This window comes from Paenibacillus sp. FSL R7-0198 (genome assembly GCF_038000415.1).
GTDB lineage: Bacteria > Bacillota > Bacilli > Paenibacillales > Paenibacillaceae > Paenibacillus.
Map to the genome: position 1 here is coordinate 6,047,822 of NZ_JBBOCB010000001.1, position 19,123 is coordinate 6,066,944.

Here is a 19,123-nt window from a genome sequence, read left to right on the forward strand (position 1 = left end):
ATTTGAATTATTGTTTGCTTACATTGAAATGAGAGATCAGTTCTTGGAGTTCCTCAGACATGCTGTTAAGGCGTGTGGAGGAGTCTACCAGTGTTATCAAAGATGCTTTTTGCTCATCAACAGATGAGGAAATTTGTTCACTGCTGTTTGCTGTCTTACTTACGCTTGAAGACAAGTCATCTGCTGTAGCGGTCATTTCCTCCGTACCCGCAGAGATTTCCTCCGTCGCGCTTGATACTTCCTGAATCTGATTAGATACTTTTTTCGCTGCTTCTAAAATATCTTCGAACAGTTGTCCTGTTTGATCGGCTACGCTGAGCCCTGTATCTACTTCTGACGTACCTTGTTCCATAGCACGTACAGCTTGTTTAATTCCAGCTTGAATCTCTTGGATCAATACGCCAACCTGGCTGGTTGCTTGTTCAGACTGCTCGGCAAGTTTGCGTACTTCACCTGCAACAACTGCAAATCCTCTTCCTTCTTCACCAACACGAGCTGCTTCAATGGATGCATTAAGAGCAAGCAAGTTGGTCTGGCTGGAGATTCCCGAGATGATATTGAGAATATCGCCGATTTCCTGTGAACGACTCTCCAGAACCTCAATGGCAGAAGCGGTATTCTTAACCGATTCCGTAATCAGATTCATCTGTTCAGATACCTGACGGACAACGCTGTTACCTTGTTGCGAACGACGTTCCATCTCATAGGCTTCATCCGCTACACTTGCCGAGCTGCTGGCAATCGTCTGGATTACGGTAGCCATCTCGGACATGGCACGCGCACTATCCCGGGTTGCCTGTTCCTGTGAACGAATGTTGGAAGTGATTTGAGTCACATTATTATTGATAGAATCTGCATTCTCACTGTTGCGCTCGGAAACTTCATATAGTTCTTTGGCAGACTGATTTACTTCTTGTGATGTGATTTGCACTTTAACGATAGTATCGTTAATTTTGCGAACCATGGTGTTGAACTTCTCGTTAACGAGTCCCAGATCGTCTTTGCCTGTCGGAATGTTGACATTCAAATTACCCCGACTGACGTCATCAATTCCTTTGATCAAGTGACGGATAGGGGAAAGTGTGTTTTTAACTACAAGGTATTGGATAATCAGGAATAACAGCAAGAAGGCCACAAGGATGATAATTCCGTTTTTGAGCAAGGAGTTTAGTCCTGCGGGTACGGCTGATGCATCTGCATCAATGGCAAAATATGAGAAAATCTTACCGTTGCTGTCTTTGATTGGATATGCAATGGTTGTCCATGTTCCGAAATCATCGGAATAAAATGTTGTGAATGTTGGGCGATCCGTATTAAGCATTTCTTTCAGTGCATTGGCTACAACGACCGGTTGCTCATACATGTCACCAATATTTACGTTCTCACTTTGAAAAGCCTCTCTTAGGTTGGTCGGCATCGCTACAAGGGAAGTTAATCTCTTGTTATCGCCACCGAGCTCAACACCGAAGATGTAGGCTTGTGCAATGTTAGGATAATATTCTTGCATCTCATCGAAATACGCTCGTAATTTCGTTTGTGTTGCTCCATCATAACTACCTTCCGCAATAGCAGCTTGTACCTCGGCAGGATTGATATCTTCAGCCCACTTTTTGGTAATTTGTTCCACTTGTCCGTGCAGTTGATCAACAAGAACTGTTTTTTGAAAATAGTAACTGCTTGCGATAAGTGCTACCCCGATGATAATGATATTAGTAAATGAGAGTAACAAATTTTTGGAGAAAAACGACATGCTTTTCCAACTTAATGATTTCACTAAATTCCACTCCTGATCTTCTTTAAATTAAGAAACTTTAGGGTTGCTTTGGTACAGTGAACTTAGATCATTCCGTGATCCCCTCCAAAGGAAATTTATGCGACCATGGTCTTGGTTTATCAGTCGCTTTCGTAGAGACTTATGTACCGTATGAACCATAGGTGTCTAATTATTAAAACACATCTATAATTAATATGTCGTATAAAATGTCGTTAAATTGAATAGTATCGTTAAATTTTTTTTAATATTTTACGTATTTATGGACATATCAGATGTATTATAGGTATTTAGAACTGTTTATTTTAAAATTTCCCATTTTTTAGCTTCATTCTGTATTCTATAACATGGTGGGTAAAAATACATCCTTCAACTAAACAAAAATATGATGGAAAAGATGCAACAGAAGGCACGGATATACATCGGAAGCGGTTTTATCTATAATAACTACATATGCATTTCTCAAATTATGAGCAGCGGGGGTTTATAGATGAATCTTAAACAGATAGCAGCAGAGCGTGCGGCAGAATATGTTGAAGATGGAATGAAGGTTGGATTGGGTACTGGTTCAACAGCTTATTATGCCATCTGCCGAATCGGTGAACGGGTACGTGATGGATTGAACATTCAAGCGGTTGCCACTTCAGAGGCTTCGGACAAGCTTGCCCGTGAATGGGGGATTCCCATCGTCCCATTTGACCAGATTGGACGTCTGGATCTGACCATTGATGGCGCTGATGAAGTAGATCCCGAATTTAACCTGATTAAAGGGGGAGGCGGGGCTCTTTTGCGTGAGAAAATCGTAGCGGCCAATAGTGACAAATTGATTATTGTAGCGGATGGCAGCAAAGCCGTGCAAAAGTTGGGGAAATTCCCGCTTCCAGTTGAGGTTGTTCCATTTGCTTCTGAGTGGACCTTCCAGGCGCTCGAAAAATTGGGGTGTCAACCGCAATGGCGGATGGATGGACAGCAACGTTATCTGACAGACAACGGAAACCTGATAGCAGATTGCCACTTGGAGGCGATTGATCACGCTGCGGACCTTAATGTTCAATTGAACATGTTACCAGGTGTTGTTGATAACGGACTATTTGTGGATATGGCTAGTACAGTCATTCTTGCCAATGCGGACGGAAGTATTGAAGAGCTTCATCGTTCTTAATATGGAAGAGGGTGCTTTTCATCGTATGAAAGAACTGCCAATCGTTGATGGTGAACTTGTACTCAGGTGTGTGGAGAAACAGGATCTGAAAGAACTCTATGAATTGATCTACAGTGATGACGTACCTGAATGGAAGCAATGGGATGCACCCTATTACCCACTTAAACACGAAAGTTATGAAAGTTTTGAACAAGGTATGCTCAAACGTATGAACGTTGATCCTGGTGATACCAAACCCGTATCAATCCGTATTATTGAATCCGACAGACAAATTGTGGGTACAATCAGCTATTACATAGAAGATGAGTTATCCATGTGGCTGGAAATGGGGATTGTAATATACAGATCTGTCCAGTGGGGACGCGGGGTTGGCACACGCTCACTTGTTATGTGGTCAAGTCATTTGTTCGAACAGATGCCTTTGGTTCGGGTTGGATTGACTACTTGGTCTGGTAATGAACGTATGATGCGTGCGGCTGTGAAAGCCGGATTACAGGTGGAGGGACGAATGCGGAAGTGTCGTATCGTTCGCGGGCAGTACTATGATTCAATTCGTATGGGGATGCTCCGTGAGGAGTGGGAGCAGAAGCTGGCCCCTCATACGAGCCGAAATGTAAACAATTGATGGAGGATTATTGAAATGCTGAACACGGAGGACAACCGGGAACTGTCTTTACAATTATTCGTAGTTCTTGTTCGGGCCTACAATTCTGTGACCTCACGTTCCAATCGGGACATCCAGAGTCACGGACTGAATACGACAGAATTTGGTGTGCTTGATTTGTTATATCATAAGGGACCGCAGGCATTGCAAAAGATTGGTGAAAAGGTGTTAATGTCCAGTGGTAATATTACGTACGTTGTAGATAAGTTGCAAAATAAAAATCTGCTGTTTCGTCGACCATCCAAAGAAGATCGGCGTGTCATTTACGCTGAGTTAACCGAGGAAGGAAGAGAATTGTTCACACAGATATTTCCTCAACACCATCAGGTCATCATTGATGCTTTGGAAGGACTTGATCCTTCCGAGAAAGTGGATGCGATTAAGATGTTGAAGAAGCTGGGATTGGCGGCAGAAGGGAAAACTGACTTGCGTTCATAACGCAGGTCAGTTTTTTTTGTAGATCTCGAAAAGTACAGGCATATACTGGCTGACTGGCTTGCAAGGCCCTCCATAATATAGGAAGATTGTTCTATACATTCATCGTGTGTAAAACATGATCATCGAAAGTTCATGTATAATGGAACAGAACGATTAAGAGCGGAATGGATGGATTGAATCAAGTAGAAGAACCTATCCCGATTGCAAGTTAGCTAACATCGATCTCATTCTGGATTAGTCACGAATGATGATGGAGATGTGATGCGGGTAGAGGAGAGGTGCATCTATGAGTCATCAAGAAGCAGGAGAACGTTTGCTCCAAGAATCTGCGAAATTAGCTGATAAAATAACGGAGAAACAGTATCTCAGACAGCCCGATTTACTTGAGCGATTTGGCGAGAATGGAAAAATGCGAACCAAACAGGATTCGGAGTATAGCTTGAACTATTTGGCAGAAAGTGCGCTCGTACAGAGTCCAGGTCTGTTTACTCATTATATTGCCTGGCTCAAAGTTCTACTTGAGGGTTATAAGGTATCACCAGAAGACCTGGCGATTAATCTCAATCTGATCAAAGAGACATTGGAAGAAGAATTTGACCATCCGTCAAAGGCATTTTTGCTCGAGTACCTGGAGATGGGAATATATAGAACAACACACATGGAGTCACAGGCGGGTTACATCAACGAATCCATGCCATATGGAGATGCCGCGCAATCGTACTTGCAGTGTTTGCTTGAGAATAAACGGAAAGAAGCCTTCGAGATCATTGAAGCCCAGTTAGAAGCTGGGGTGACGATTCGTGATATTTATCGATATATCTTTCAGCCCACCCAATATGAAATTGGACGATTGTGGCAATACCATCGTATCAGTGTGGGGCAAGAACACTTTTGTACGGCAGCGACCCAGTCATTCATATCACGTCTTTATTCTCGCTGGTTAATTCATACCGGTCAGGATAAAAAACTAGTGGCTACCTGTGTAGGTAGTGAACAACATGAGATCGGACTGCGTATGCTCACAGATGTGTTCGAGATGGAAGGTTGGGATACGCACTATCTGGGAGCCAATGTTCCCAATGGAAGTGTAATAGAGGCTATAGAGCGGCATCAGGGCGATGTTGTTGCGATATCGGTTACGATGACATATCACCTTCATCTGGCCAAAGAGTTGATTCATCTGATCCGTCATCATCCGGCAACGGCACATGTGAAGATTATGGTTGGGGGATATCCCTTTAATATTGATCAGGAGTTGTGGAAAACGATAGGAGCTGACGGTTATGCTCCAGGAGCCGACGAAGCGGTAGCGGTTGCAGAACAATTACTGGCTCAGCCAGCTACATGTAATCAGCTTGATATGGTTAGGGATTAAGAGAGGGATGATGTGATGTCTAATGAGAGCGGAGAGATACAGAGGCTACGCAGAACGATTGAGCAGTTATCGGATCAGATGATTCGGAGTAAAGAGCAAGAGGAACGAACACTTGCAGAATTCTCGGATATGAATAATGAACTGGTGACACTCCAGCGTCTGCTTGCAAAGAACAATAACAGTCTTGAAGCTGCACGTCAGCAAGCAGTAGATGCAGGTGATTCAAAAATCGCATTTATTGCAGGTATCAGTCATGATTTTCGTACACCATTAAATGGCATATTGGGGATGGCTGAGATGCTCAAGTTATCTCCCTTGTCTGAAGAACAGGAGAATTCGGTTTCCGTTATACAGGATGCTGCCAAACTGCTGCTTAAGCTGATTCAGGATCTTCTGGATCTGTCCAAACTTGAGGCGGGTCAGATGCGACTAGAACTGGGAGAAGTGGATCTGCAAGAGACGATAAACTATATTGTTCGTTTGCTCGAACCCCAAGTCAGAAAGAACGGAAATCAGTTATCGATAGACTGTGACCCCAGAATCTCTACTCTTCTTGAAGGGGATCCAACGAGGATTACACAGATACTGATCAATCTAATTCAGAATGCGAACAAATTCACATCAGAAGGTACGGTGCGGATACGAGTTACCCTTATGGAAGATGATGAGATTACACAAATGATCCGATTTGAAGTCGAAGACACGGGGATTGGTATCTCGGAAGAAGATCAGAACCAGTTATTTCAACCCTACATGCAGACTGAACGAGGACGCTCAAGTGAGTATGGAGGAACGGGCCTTGGATTATCGATCTGCAGGTCGCTCGTTACACTGATGGAAGGTCAGATTGGAGTAGACAGTCAGGAGGGTGAAGGATCAACATTCTGGTTCGAACTTACACTTGGTAAGAAAGACGGTAACCAGTCCGCTAACCAGTCTGTTGCTTCCGCTCAAGAGCATCAGGGGCAGGACATGGATGATAAAGCTTCTTCTGTATCTGTATTGCTGGCTGATGATAATGTCATCAACCGACAGCTTGTTATGTTACAGCTCAAAAAACTGGGAATAACCCAAGTGGATGCTGTAGTGAATGGGGAAGAGGCGATAGCTGCTTTTCTCAGCAAAAAATACAGTTTGATTCTCATGGACTATATGATGCCATTGATGGACGGTTTGGAGGCAACACGCAAAATCCGCTCGATAGAAATGGATGAAATGCGCCATACCACACCCATTATTGCAATGACAGGTAATGTCATGCAGGGAGAGAAAGACAAGTGTATGGAAGCCGGGATGAATGACTTTATTGGCAAACCCTTCACGCTGGAAATTCTGAGTAAGATGATCGAGAAGTGGCAGCAATCCTCCGAACCGACAGAGGTACTAAATATGAACATCGTACATGAGATTGCGGAATTAAACACCGATGGCGATCGTACCCTCCTCGGTATGTTGTTGGACATGTATCGTACCGAGACACCCGGCAAGATTGAGGTGCTGCGCAGACATATTGTGTCCGGCGACCATGTTGCTGCAACCGAAGTAGCCCATGATCTGAAATCAGGGAGTCTGAGTCTTGGGATTCGTTATTTATCAACTTTGTTTGCCCAGATAGAGCAGTTTGCGAAGGAAGGTCAATCACGGAAAGCAGAACCTTTGCTGGATGCTTTGTTACCTGCCTATCAAGCAGCATGTGTGTCACTTCAACGAGTAAGTAAAGATTGAACATATCTTAATAAGGAAAGAGGGTAGAACTCGTTCATGTTATTTTACGTACTTGCAGTACTGGTACTGATCGTTCTTGCTCTTTTGTGGGCAGGTGGGCTTTATTTTTTCAAAACGGCCATTCGCCGTACACCAAAAACGTTTTTGGTGGATAACCCGAATCTGATGCCTGAACCGGACAATGAAATCATCAGCAGTGCTTCCGATCTGAAGTGGCTTGATGGTCAGCCTACAGAAGAGATATCTCTTCAATCACATGATGGATTAAAACTGCACGGTACATGGCTCAGTTCCAATAAAGGGTCGGATCAGACGGTTATTCTGGCACATGGTTATTCGGGGAGAGGCAGAGAAATGGCTGGTTTTGCCCGATTCTATGCTGAAAAGCATGGGTATAACGTGTTAATGCCGGATGATCGAGGTCATGGACAGAGTGAAGGTGATATCATCGGTTTTGGCTGGTTAGATCGGAAGGATTATGTCCAGTGGACCAACTGGGTGCTTGAAAAAGTGGGTACACAAGGGGAAATCGTATTGCACGGCATATCCATGGGAGGAGCAACCGTACTGATGACAGGTGGTGAAGCTCTGCCGACTCAGGTTAAAGCGATTGTGTCTGATTGTGCGTATACATCCGTGGAAGAAGAACTGACGTTCCAGTTAAAGCAATTATACAAGTTACCTGCATTTCCGTTTATACCTGTCACAAGTCTGATCTCCCGGTGGAAAGCAGGGTATTCCTTCAGAGAGGCTTCGGCTCTCAAGCAGCTTGCCAAAGTTAACGTTCCTGTGCTGTTCATCCACGGTGAGGCTGATACGTTTGTACCAACGGAAATGGTGTACAGGTTGTATGAAGCTTGCCCAACCAAAAAGGAATTGCTGACCGTCCCCCGTGCGGGTCATGGCACAGCGTTTCAAGTTGACCGCACCGGATATGAGGCGGCACTGGAATCCTTTATGAAAAAGAATCTGTCGCCTGCGTTTAATTGATTTTTTTGTGACAATCTGGGTATTAAGTAGAAGATGCAAATCATTTTCTAAACGATGGGGGTGCTTTGATGGGAAATGAACAATTTGAGGCTGCACGAAAAGCAGAGGCAGGTTATCACTCCAACTTCTATCAGAACAATGAATTATTCGCCTCTGGTACCTGGATGTCGAGGCCCATGCCTATGGTGATGGATATGCTGGAACGTTTACTTGCTCATAAGGAGGACTTGCGTGTCCTCGATCTGGGATGTGGAGTGGGAAGGCATACGATACCGATTGCACAGCGTCTTGCAAAAACGAACAGTGAAGTCATCGGTGTGGATTTGCTTGACGAGGCTATAGATGGACTTCGCAAGTATGCGAAAGAATATCAGGTTGATCATCTCGTGCAGGCAGTGAAAGCAGATGTTGAACATTATGTTGTTGAGAAGGATTATTTTGATTATATTGCTGCTTGCTCATGTCTGGAACATGTATCGAATAAGCAAGCTTTCATGGAAGCGCTAGAGCGATTACAAGCGGGAACTCGAACAGGGGGCATTCATTGTATTACGATGAGTACCAATGTGGAGGAAAAAGAAATAAATACAGGCCGTGAGATTGAGCCGTTAATTGAGCTGAACCTGCCCACAGCCGAGGCGATTGCTATACTGGAGAAGGCTTACAAAGGCTGGAATATTCTGCTTCAGGAACATGTCACACAGACGATTGAAGAGGAAAAGTATGATGAGCCAACACAATTCCGATGTGAACTGCTTCGTTTTGCTGTACAAAAGCAATAAACTCTCTGCCGGGACCTGACATGGACCCGGCACTCTTAATGTGTGGTCTGAAGGGAGATCGTAAAGGATGAATACATATGTAATAGGGATGGATGGAGGAGGGAGCCACACGCGTGTGGCTGTCGCAGATCAGAACGGGAAGATATTATCCTATGTGCAAAAGAGTGGTTGCAACCGTTATCACGATACCAATGCCGAGCAAAATGTGCTGGAAGCTATCGCCGAAGCAATAACTCAGGCTGGACTCCAATCAGATCAGATCGCTGCCATTCAGGCAGGAATGGCGGGTCTGAATCAGCCTGAAGATACGATTTGGTCGGAGGCATTACTCGCTCGTACGGGGATTACAGGCAGGATCAGTGCGGTAAACGATACGCACATCGCCCATACAGCGGCCTTCGACGGTGAGCCAGGTATTGTCGCTATTGGAGGAACAGGATCTCTGATCCTTGGCAGAACCGAACAGGGAGCTTGGCTCCGCAACGATCAGTTCGGTCATTATGCGCCGACAGCAGCACGTTTTCTGGCTTACGACACCGTGCATTCAATCCTCGCAGGACGTTATGGGCCGCATGACCAAGCTTGGATTGAGCAGGTGTTGAGATATTGGAATGTTGCCTCAATTCGAGAACTCGCTGCGCTGGGAATAGCGGGTTTTGCCGAAAATAAACAGGCGACCAACCGGAAATTTGGTCAGATGGCGTCTATGGTGACTGAAGCTGCTGATCGGAATATTCCCCTCGCAGTTAGGGTGTGCGGCTCGGCAGCCGATACGGCTGTTGTGGGCATACTGATGCTGGCATCCTGTTTCGATCAGCCCACAGTGTCCATGACGCTTACCGGAAGTTGTCTGAGTTCACCATATATGGTGGAGGCTGTTCAGAAAGGACTGGATGCTGCCAATATGCGCGAAGGGAAAAAAATTCAATACATATCCAGTAACTTGCCGGCAGTTGGGGGCGCACTGCTGGATGCCTATCATTTGGCGCAGATCAACGTATCGGATAACATCTCAACAGTGCTTCAATCGGAGCTGAATCGTTATACGACTTGAACTTTTAAAGGCTAACGACTACAATACGATAACGGAAACAAGCAAGGTATAGGAGGAATCAAGGTGTTAATTAATCTGAAATCACGCATACAGGAGCCGGAAGTACAGGAACTATTGTCCTACTCGGTCTTTCCTGATCCGGATCACTTGAACCGTGCGTTGCAACAATATGTAGAGAAAGACGAATTGCAAATGGGCGGTTACGAAGATGAGGGACAATTGATCGGTCTGATTGGATATGAGAAGACAGGAACAAGTGAGGTTACCATTCATCATATCTCGGTTTTGCCTGAAAACCGCTTTAAAAATTATGGACGTGGTATGATCTCACAACTGCTGGCAACATACAATCCTGATAGACTGATTGCTGAGACCGAGCTGGAAGCCGTCGAGTTTTATCGGAATACGGGGTTTGTGGTATATAGTCTGGGTGAATTATACCCAGGTGTGGAGCGATTCCGTTGTGTGCTTGAAAAAGAGGAAGATACAGACGAAGAGTAGCACAAAGGCTTTTTATTACTTTAAGAAATATATGAATTATAATCATTACAGGATGTTGGATTTGGCAATGAGCTGAGTCGGACGTCCTGTTTTTTTGTCGTTTTCATCAAAAAAACAGGAAAAAAGTATTGCTTTGTGAGATTGTTTCATTATAGAATAGTTTCACAGAAGAATAGTTCGTTAAGTGAACTATATTGTGAAAGGAGAATGATGAATGAGCACACCGGATGCTAAAAGTCTTATTAATCGCTATTTGGATGCATCTTTCCTGATGACTAAACGATTTGATACCAGAATACGTGAACGTGTAGGGCAGATTTTGACGATGGATCAGTTCTGTTCACTTCGACTCATTAATGAGAAGCAGTCTTGTACACCCTCTGATCTTGCAGAACTTCTGTGCATAGGCAAGAGCAGTATTACTGCTTTGGTCAACAAGCTGGTGGATCGGGATCTGGTCCATCGAGCCGGAGATGAACGTGACCGCCGGGTCGTATATTTGACGCTGACAGAGACCGGAAGCCAGGTGTACAGGGAGACAGAGCAGGAAATACAGCAGATTCTGGAGCCGTATCTGGTTCATTTTACACCGGAAGAGGTTCGTAATTTCATTGAATCTTTTGAGAAGCTTGCAGCTTTGTTATCGCATGAAGGAGGACGGGAGAACGAATGAGAACGATATTGAAAGCACGATGGTGGTTGATGGGGTTATGGGTAGTTGTAGCTGCCGTATTGATGTTTACTGCCCCTAACATGAGTGAACTGATTCGGGAGAAAGGACAGATTTCGGTTCCTGAAGGATACTCGTCGACCAAGGCATCGGCGATTTTGGATGAAGTTGCAGCACAAAAAGGAGAACAGCAGGGCAGCCAGATTGCCCTTGTATTTTATAATCCCGATGGTCTGGGTACCACGGGAAAACAAGAGGCAGAGAAGGCTGTTAAGCAATTGGAGGGCGACAAAGAGAAGCTCGGCATTCTGTCCATTCTGGAACCTTTCTCTCAGCCTGAATTGTCCGAGAAGATGATCTCGGCTGATGGCAAAACGATTCTAACGTCGCTATCCATTGATCTGGGAGATCGTACGGTCAAGGAAATGCGGGAAGACCTGAATGAAGCATTGAAGTCCGTCAATGTGGAGCACTACATAACCGGTAAAGGTCTGATTGACGAGGATACCATTGAAAGTTCCCAAGAGGGGCTTAAGAAATCGGAATATATTACCGTTGTCTTTATTTTACTTATTCTGTTCCTGGTGTTCCGTTCGTTTGTAGCTCCGTTTGTACCGCTGCTGACGGTGGGGATCAGTTACATTGTATCGCAACAGATTGTTGCATTCCTGGTGGATGGGTTGGACTTCCCGATATCTACGTTTACACAGATATTTATGGTCGCCGTCATGTTCGGGATTGGTACGGATTACTGCATCCTGCTGATCAGTCGGTTCAAGGAAGAACTGGCTCATCATGAGAATACGTGGGATGCCATCATTGCTACCTATCGTACTGCTGGTAAAACGGTACTCTTCTCAGCACTTGCCGTGCTGGTTGGATTCATTGCGATCGGCTTTGCCCAGTTTATCTTATACCGTTCTGCGGTTGCTGTAGCTGTTGGTATTGCAGTTATGATGCTTGCACTGGGAACCATTGTACCGTTCTTTATGGCCGTGCTTGGCAAAAAGATGTTCTGGCCATCCAAAGGTTCACTGGAACATGCCGAGAGCAAGATCTATGGTGCAGCTGGTCGCTTCTCGCTGAAACGTCCATGGGCTGCGTTGCTCATCATTGCAGCAGTATGTGTTCCTCTTCTGGCAACCTATGATGGCAAACTGTCGTTCAACAGTCTAGATGAGGTTGGTGAGAAGTATGATTCAGTAAAAGCATTTAACATTATCTCCGACAGCTTCGGTCCGGGCGAATCACTTCCAAGTCAGATCGTCATTCAGAACGATGAAGCGATGGATAATGCGAAGTATATGGCCGTAGCTGAGAAAATCAGCCGGGAAGTTGAGAAAGTACCCGGGATCTCCGGTGTCCGTAGTATGACACGACCTACGGGTGATGAGATCAAAGATTTTGAAGTTACACAGCAAGTGGGAACATTATCGGATGGACTGGGTGAAGGCAAGACGGGTCTCGACAAAATCCGTGATGGTCTGAGTGAAGCCAGCAGTCAGCTAAGTAAAAATGAACCACAATTAAAAGAAGCTGCCGCTGGAGCAGGGGAACTTACCAAAGGGACCTCCCAGTTGCAATCAGGTATCACGCAACTCAGCGAGGGACTTGGGCAGATTGAGAAAGGGATTCGAGATGGTTCTGCAGGTGCGGGTGATCTGAAAGCCGGACTTCAGCAAGCCAAAACGAGTGCAGATCAACTTGCACAAGCGAACAATCAGTTACTTGAAGCCTATCGTCAGGCGGGAGCTGGTGTCGCTGCACTCGGGGAAGGAACTCGTGAACTGGAGCAACAGCTGAGCGGGGTTTCAACGGCTTTGACCAGTCTCTCGGAATCCTTCACAGCACTTGAAGAACGTTATCCTGAATTACAGCAAGATGCTGACTACCAGCGTATCAAAGGTACGATTGGTGAAACAGGTTCTGGTACAGCGCAGCTCGCCCAAGGTTTGGGGCAGATTCAGACCAAGCTGGGAGAAGCCGCTGCTGGAATTAATCAGGCCAATGAAGGTTTTGCCTCCGCAGCAGCCGGACAGAAGGCTCTTGCCGATGGTCTGAGCCAAATTGTGACGGGAATCGGTCAGTTGCAGTCCGGTCTCAACCAGGCTGCTGATGGTCAGGGTAAAGTGATCAGCGAAATCCCTTCCATCCAGGATGGTCTTGGTCAGCTTCAGGGTGGACAGGAGAAAATTCAGCAAGGTTTCTCAGATCTGAGTGGTCAGCTGACACAACTGACAGATGGACTGAACCAGAGTGTCGATGGCATCAAGCAAGTTTCGGGAGGATTGGATTCGGCACAAGATTATCTGACCGAGCTGCAGAATTCACCTGATTCGGATCTGGCAGGCTGGTACGTTCCTGAAGAAGCATTGAACAACAAAGACTTCAAACAGGTATTTGATACGTATCTGTCCAAAGATCGTAAAACGATGACGATTGACGTTATTTTCGCCGAGAATCCATACGGAACAGAAGCCATTGATCGTGTTCCTGACATTGAGGCGGCAGTACATCGTGCGGTACAAGGCAGTGCGCTTGAAAAAGCAGACATAGCTGTAGGTGGCGTTACGAGTACGTTTGCAGATTTGCAGGAAATCTCGAATAACGACTATACACGTACTGTAATACTGATGCTGGCGGGTACATTTATTATTCTGGTTGTGCTGCTTCGCTCGGTCATTATGCCACTGTATCTGATCGTTTCCTTATTACTGGCTTATTTCACATCGATGGCGGTAACTGAAGTAGTCTTTGTTAATATCCTTGGGTTCGCAGGCATCAGCTGGGTTACTCCATTCTTCGGATTTGTCATGCTGATTGCACTTGGTGTGGATTATAGCATCTTCCTGATGGACCGTTTCAATGAGAACAAAGGCATGAAAGTACAGGATGCCATGTTGTACGCGATGAAGAACATGGGAACTGTTATTTTATCTGCCGCGGTCATTCTGAGCGGTACATTTGCTGCCATGTATCCATCCGGTGTTCTCTCGATGATGCAGATTGCCACAGTAGTCCTTAGCGGACTGATCTTGTACTCTCTGCTGTTCCTGCCATTCTTCGTTCCAGTGATGGTGAAGATGTTTGGCCGGGCCAACTGGTGGCCATTCCCGAACAAGGAACAATCAGATTCCGTTGATTCGGATCGGACCATAGGCATGTAATGCATTGCAATAAATCAGGCTCTGCCGCGTTATGCGGCAGGGCTTTTTTCTTTTTTTACCTCTACAGAGAAGAAATATGGTTTTATGCAAAAGAAAGGTGCATGCCTAAGGACACCATCCCGCGCCTTGTCTTGCCACTCATCATAAGATATAGAGCAATTCATTATGGTTCAGAGAAATCACAGCAGAGAGGGGCGACGGGATGGTATATCGATATGTGGCTATAGGCGATTCATTAACGGTAGGTACAGGAGCGTTGCTGGGCACCGGCTTTGTTCCTTTATATCGGCGAATGGCAGAAATGAATGTTCGTACGTTTGTATCCATGGAAAATATGGGCGTGAATGGACTGACGTCGGGGGAAATGTTGCAGATGATCTCTTCGCATCCCCGAGTGCGGCAATCGCTCCGTGAAGCGAATATCATTACCATATCCATTGGCGGGAATGATCTGATTCGTACGTTTAAAGCAAGTAACGGCATTCCAAATGCCAGCAAAATGACACAGGTGCTCGGAGAAACCCGCAGTAATGTATCCCAGATCATGCGGCACATTCGGCAGTTAAAGGGAAACAGTGAGTATATGGTCCGATCCATCGGATTGTACAACCCGTATCCACAAGCGACGGAAGCTGCGTACTGGGTGCGCCAATATAATTCTTTTCTGAATGGAGCGGGATCAGGCAACTATGCGTGTGCTCAGGTCTATGACAGGTTCGAAGGTCGTGAGCGTGAACTTTTGTTCTGGGACAGAGTGCATCCCAATGCAAGAGGATATCGTGTCATTGCGGAGCAGCTTAATCGGACGGGATATTATCCGTTCTCTTGATCACTTTGGAACAGAACTAGACCAAGCGATGGACTTCCTTTAAGATAAATAGAAGACAGTTCCATTTTGTGAGATAAAGGGGTTAATTTTTGGTGCAAAACATCGATTCCGGTTCCCTCCATCCTTCAGAGCAGCAGCGTATATCCGAAGTGTTGGCCTTATACGGTTTCACATCGGATTGGAAAGGCGAGCGTGGAAAGGGTGGGATGAATAATTCTACTTACATGCTCCATGTAGACGGGACTAATTACGTCATGAGACAATATGAAACACATAATGATCCGATGAAAATCACCTTTGAACACGAGGTGCTGGAAGCCCTCCAACGTTCGAACTTTAAGCTTGATACACCTTCACCTGTAAGGCGGTTATCTGGTGAGGCAGGTACATTCCTTCCTGTAAAAGATACCCTCACAGGTCATACCAAAATCGTGACTCTGTTTCATTATAGGGAAGGCGTCAATCCCATCTGGCATACACCAGATCAATTGATAGGGCTCGGTAAAGCGGCGGGGGCCCTGTCTTCTGTTATGGCTACGTTGGATATAACAATTGAACCTGTATACCCACCGTACTATCAAATTCAGGATGCGTATCCGCTCTGTTCACCAGAACGATTATTACAGTTATGCACATCGCCTTCGGAGCAATTGGCCGCATGTGCAAATGAGTTGAAGCAACTGAGAGATGCGCTGCCAGATCTGTTTGAAGCTCTGCGGGGAATGGAACATCTGCCGCATCAATTGGTTCATGGGGACATGAATGCCTCGAATGTATTGGCAGATCAGCAGGATGGTGAAATCTGTGCCATTTTGGATTTTGAATTTGCGACATGGGATTTGCGGGTAATGGAGCTGGCTGTTCCGATGTCCGACCTTCTTACCATGGACAAGAGTGAAGAATGGATGTGGCAGGCACAAGAGGGACTGATCAGGGGTTTTCGGGAACATGTCAGCCTGGAGCGGGAAGAGTTGTTAGCCATACCTCGATTGATTCTGCTGCGTAGTCTGGATGTGGTCATGCATTTCATCAGCCGGATGTTTGAGGGTACAGATGAGCCGGAAGTGGCTGTGGATCAGATTGTGAAACTCAAACAGCGGATTGACTGGATGTCTCTTCATGAAGAACGACTGCGTGAGATATTGGTATATTAATGTTGTTGTTAAGAATAAAGTGCACTGTTTCTGCTCATACGAGGGCAGAGATCAGTGCACTTTTATTGGTTAGAAGAGTGATATATGAAGATTACAGCGTATAACGGATGACATTACGCATTACAAGCCACGTTTGCGGAACCAACTGCGCACAGCCCAGCGGCGCTCCTGACGTTTTTTGTATTTGGGCAACGAACGATACACGTTCAACGATTGCTCGTAAGCCTGTTTCGCATCAGCATTGCGTCCGAGGGAACGATGAACCGTGCCAAGCAGATAATAAGCTTCACTGGAAGAGGAATGAATCTCCTGAAACTGATGCACATAATCCAGCGCTTTGTCTTCATGCGTATCTTTGAAGGCTCCAGCAAGGGTTAGGTACGGGCGTCCGTACTTGACTCTGGGGTTGATCTCAAGGGCTTGCAAAATATGACGTTCGCCTTTTTCGATGTTGCCCAAATGAAGCTCAGTTGTCCCCAATGCCTCCCAGTACTCAGCCGATTGTTCGTATGGGCGCTCCAGTTCAAGCAATAAGGCATGTGCCTCACTATACCGCTTGCGTTCAATTAACAGACGAGCCAGTTCCAGCTTGGAAGAAACTTCATTGGGACTCATGGCAAGCTGCTGCCGAAGCCGGGAGATGTTACGCATACGCTTGAGAGGTTTCGTGAAGCTTGGGAACACCCCAACGTAACGACGATCCAGAAAATACAGTATAACGAGTAAAATAAGGATGGCAATGAACGGATTACCTACAATCCGCCATAGAAGCCCAAAGATAAGAAATTTAATAAGCACAGGTTCAACTCCATTTATGATGTAATCGCGTTTCGTACACTTAAAATATATTTCGACTGATCCAGCGGGTTAACTCCTCTGCGTTTGCGAGCATGATTCACATCCGCAGGACAATCTTGGTATCCGGCAAACGAAGTCGTAAGCACCCCGCGGCCGCTTGTCTCGGAACGCAGTTTCACCGGATAATCCATTGAGGTGGCAAGAGGCATAACTCCTTCAATAATACAACGTCCGCTACCAATGACGGGGGCTTCGAAGGTTGCCCGCATATGTACCAGATCGCTAAGGGCCTTACCGCCGTATTCTTCCGGGACCGTCAGCCGGAACTGAAGAAGGGGTTCCAGTAACGTGGTACCTGTTCTCGACAATCCATCCATGATTCCCATAGGCGTGGCTACGACAAAATCCAGCGGATGTGTATGCCAGACATGATGTTCCCCTTCAACCAGCGTGATACGCAGATCAGTTACTTCCCAACCGAGCATACCTTGAGACAAGGCTTCCGGAATTCGTCGTTCAACTTCATTCTGATAACGTAACAGCAGATCATCTGTCCTTACGGTTGAGGAATAGACCAGACCGCTTCCGCGAGGCAAAGGTTCAATCTTGAAGCGGAGGATGGCCCAGCAGGGCTTAGGCATCGTATAGGCGATGTAACCTTCTCCGGCTGTACGGGGTGTCTCCTTATAGATGACGGATGGCGGATCAAACACGACATCCAATCCGAAACGACTCAGCAACAGGCTGGATAAAATCTCAAGCTGAATGGTTCCCATGACCTTGAGATGCAGTTCTCGTTCCTCCGGTAACCATTGCAGGTCGAGTAAGGGGTCTTCATCCGTCAATTCTTGCAATGCTGCGACAAGATCGGGGTAACATGCCGGGTCCTTGCCATGTATTTGTACGGTCAGCAAAGGTACAGCCATCTGTGGAAGAGGAGGTACACCCTCAGGATTGCCGATAATGTCACCCACATGTGTGTCACTCAGTCCGTACAGCATAGCAATCTGCCCCGCGTGAACGGCACCGGTATCCGCCCATTTCCGTCCATCCATGCGGCGAATCTGCGTCACTTTCTCTTCAAGCTCCCGCGTCGAATTATGGATGGTATCCCGATTGTGTAAGCTGCCACCATACATACGGACGTAAGCCGTGCGTCCCATCGTGCGATCACGTTCAATTTTGAACACAACACCGGATACGGGAGAGTCCACTGGTTGTGCAGGTGCAGGCAGAAATGCAAGGACCGCGTCCAGCAATGCCGTGACGCCAATTCCTTTGCCCGAAGCGCCATAACAGACAGGGAACATCTCACCCTGATGCACATACCGCAGGAATGCTTCATTCAGATCCCTTTGCGATAACGGAGTCTCCTGAATGTAGGCTTCCATAACCTCTTCGTCCAGCTCGGCAAGTATCTCGACCAGACCTGGAATGGAAGGTGTGCCATCTGACAGAGAATCTTGATTCGGGTTCCAGAGGGAGTCGATGCCATGAAATGAACCTTCATGGATATGGCATGTTTGGATTTCGCATGCGAAAGGGGACAGGGTGGAACGAATCTGCTCCATTACCGCTGGGGCAGATGCGCCAATCCGATCCATTTTATTAATATAGATGATGGTTGGGATGCGAAGTGAACGAAGGGCATGCCAGATGGCTTCACTCTGGGACTGAATTCCTTCTACTGCCGACAGTATGAGAATAGCGCCATCCATTACCCTTAGCGTTCGCTCTACTTCGGAGCTAAAATCAATGTGACCAGGCGTATCAATGAGGTCAATGATGGTGTTCTTCCAGATCAGAGAGGTCATGGCTGCCTGAACGGATATGCCACGTTCTTTCTCAATGTCCAGGGAGTCTGTGGCTGTTGTTCCGTCATCTACACGTCCCGGACTGCGGACGACACCACTCTCAAATAACATATGCTCGGTGGTGGTTGTTTTCCCCGCATCCACATGGGCGAAGATGCCAATATTCCTGCGATTCAATTCGTTTAACATGGAATGCTAAGCTCCTCTGACAACGGAATGCAATGTTTCC

General features: G+C 46.2%; 16 protein-coding genes. 13 read left to right on the forward strand and 3 right to left on the reverse strand.

Annotated features, from left to right (window positions below):
- Positions 1-7 precede the first annotated feature (7 nt).
- A complete protein-coding gene (locus MKY87_RS26545; RefSeq protein WP_091034997.1) occupies positions 8-1,750 on the reverse strand; it encodes a methyl-accepting chemotaxis protein in 1,743 nt (580 codons plus the stop codon).
- Positions 1,751-2,261: 511 nt separating this feature from the next.
- Here MKY87_RS26545 and rpiA point away from each other — a divergent pair.
- From rpiA to MKY87_RS26610, 13 genes are all read left to right on the forward strand, one after another.
- Positions 2,262-2,933: a ribose-5-phosphate isomerase RpiA gene (gene rpiA / locus MKY87_RS26550; protein WP_047842431.1), complete on the forward strand. Its 672-nt coding sequence runs from the start codon at positions 2,262-2,264 to the stop codon at positions 2,931-2,933.
- Between the two features lie 25 nt (positions 2,934-2,958).
- Positions 2,959-3,558, forward strand: coding sequence for a GNAT family N-acetyltransferase (locus MKY87_RS26555; RefSeq protein ID WP_340966857.1), 600 nt, complete (start codon positions 2,959-2,961; stop codon positions 3,556-3,558).
- A gap of 15 nt (positions 3,559-3,573) precedes the next feature.
- The gene (locus MKY87_RS26560; RefSeq protein WP_017689273.1) at positions 3,574-4,035 is read left to right on the forward strand and encodes a MarR family winged helix-turn-helix transcriptional regulator; all 462 of its coding nucleotides are present in this window, start codon (positions 3,574-3,576) and stop codon (positions 4,033-4,035) included.
- A gap of 286 nt (positions 4,036-4,321) precedes the next feature.
- Positions 4,322-5,410 carry a cobalamin B12-binding domain-containing protein gene (locus MKY87_RS26565; RefSeq protein ID WP_340966858.1) on the forward strand — a complete coding sequence of 363 codons (1,089 nt, stop codon included), beginning with the start codon at positions 4,322-4,324 and terminating at the stop codon, positions 5,408-5,410.
- A gap of 15 nt (positions 5,411-5,425) precedes the next feature.
- Positions 5,426-7,135 carry an ATP-binding protein gene (locus MKY87_RS26570; RefSeq protein WP_340966859.1) on the forward strand — a complete coding sequence of 570 codons (1,710 nt, stop codon included), beginning with the start codon at positions 5,426-5,428 and terminating at the stop codon, positions 7,133-7,135.
- Between the two features lie 36 nt (positions 7,136-7,171).
- Positions 7,172-8,125: an alpha/beta hydrolase gene (locus MKY87_RS26575; protein ID WP_338593754.1), complete on the forward strand. Its 954-nt coding sequence runs from the start codon at positions 7,172-7,174 to the stop codon at positions 8,123-8,125.
- 68 nt (positions 8,126-8,193) lie between these two features.
- A complete protein-coding gene (locus MKY87_RS26580) occupies positions 8,194-8,907 on the forward strand; it encodes a class I SAM-dependent methyltransferase (protein ID WP_340966860.1) in 714 nt (237 codons plus the stop codon).
- Between the two features lie 88 nt (positions 8,908-8,995).
- Entirely contained in the window at positions 8,996-9,961 is a 966-nt protein-coding gene (locus MKY87_RS26585) for a BadF/BadG/BcrA/BcrD ATPase family protein (protein WP_340966861.1), read from the forward strand.
- Between the two features lie 63 nt (positions 9,962-10,024).
- Positions 10,025-10,462, forward strand: coding sequence for a GNAT family N-acetyltransferase (locus MKY87_RS26590; protein ID WP_036609514.1), 438 nt, complete (start codon positions 10,025-10,027; stop codon positions 10,460-10,462).
- Positions 10,463-10,676: 214 nt separating this feature from the next.
- Positions 10,677-11,135, forward strand: a complete 459-nt coding sequence (locus MKY87_RS26595) for a MarR family winged helix-turn-helix transcriptional regulator (RefSeq protein WP_338593757.1) — start codon at positions 10,677-10,679, stop codon at positions 11,133-11,135.
- The gene (locus MKY87_RS26600; protein ID WP_340966862.1) at positions 11,132-14,299 is read left to right on the forward strand and encodes an MMPL family transporter; all 3,168 of its coding nucleotides are present in this window, start codon (positions 11,132-11,134) and stop codon (positions 14,297-14,299) included. The genes MKY87_RS26595 and MKY87_RS26600 overlap by 4 nt, the downstream gene beginning before the upstream one ends.
- A gap of 202 nt (positions 14,300-14,501) precedes the next feature.
- The gene (locus tag MKY87_RS26605; protein ID WP_338593759.1) at positions 14,502-15,128 is read left to right on the forward strand and encodes a GDSL-type esterase/lipase family protein; all 627 of its coding nucleotides are present in this window, start codon (positions 14,502-14,504) and stop codon (positions 15,126-15,128) included.
- Between the two features lie 92 nt (positions 15,129-15,220).
- On the forward strand, positions 15,221-16,282 hold the full coding sequence (locus MKY87_RS26610; protein ID WP_340908267.1) for a phosphotransferase: 1,062 nt from the start codon (positions 15,221-15,223) through the stop codon (positions 16,280-16,282).
- 120 nt (positions 16,283-16,402) lie between these two features.
- Here MKY87_RS26610 and MKY87_RS26615 read toward each other — a convergent pair whose 3' ends face one another.
- Both MKY87_RS26615 and MKY87_RS26620 read right to left on the reverse strand, forming a co-directional pair.
- Positions 16,403-17,080, reverse strand: coding sequence for a tetratricopeptide repeat protein (locus tag MKY87_RS26615; protein WP_340966863.1), 678 nt, complete (start codon positions 17,078-17,080; stop codon positions 16,403-16,405).
- Positions 17,081-17,094: 14 nt separating this feature from the next.
- Complete coding sequence (locus tag MKY87_RS26620; protein ID WP_340966864.1) at positions 17,095-19,083, reverse strand: translation factor GTPase family protein; 1,989 nt, start codon at positions 19,081-19,083, stop codon at positions 17,095-17,097.
- Between the last annotated feature and the right edge of the window lie 40 nt (positions 19,084-19,123).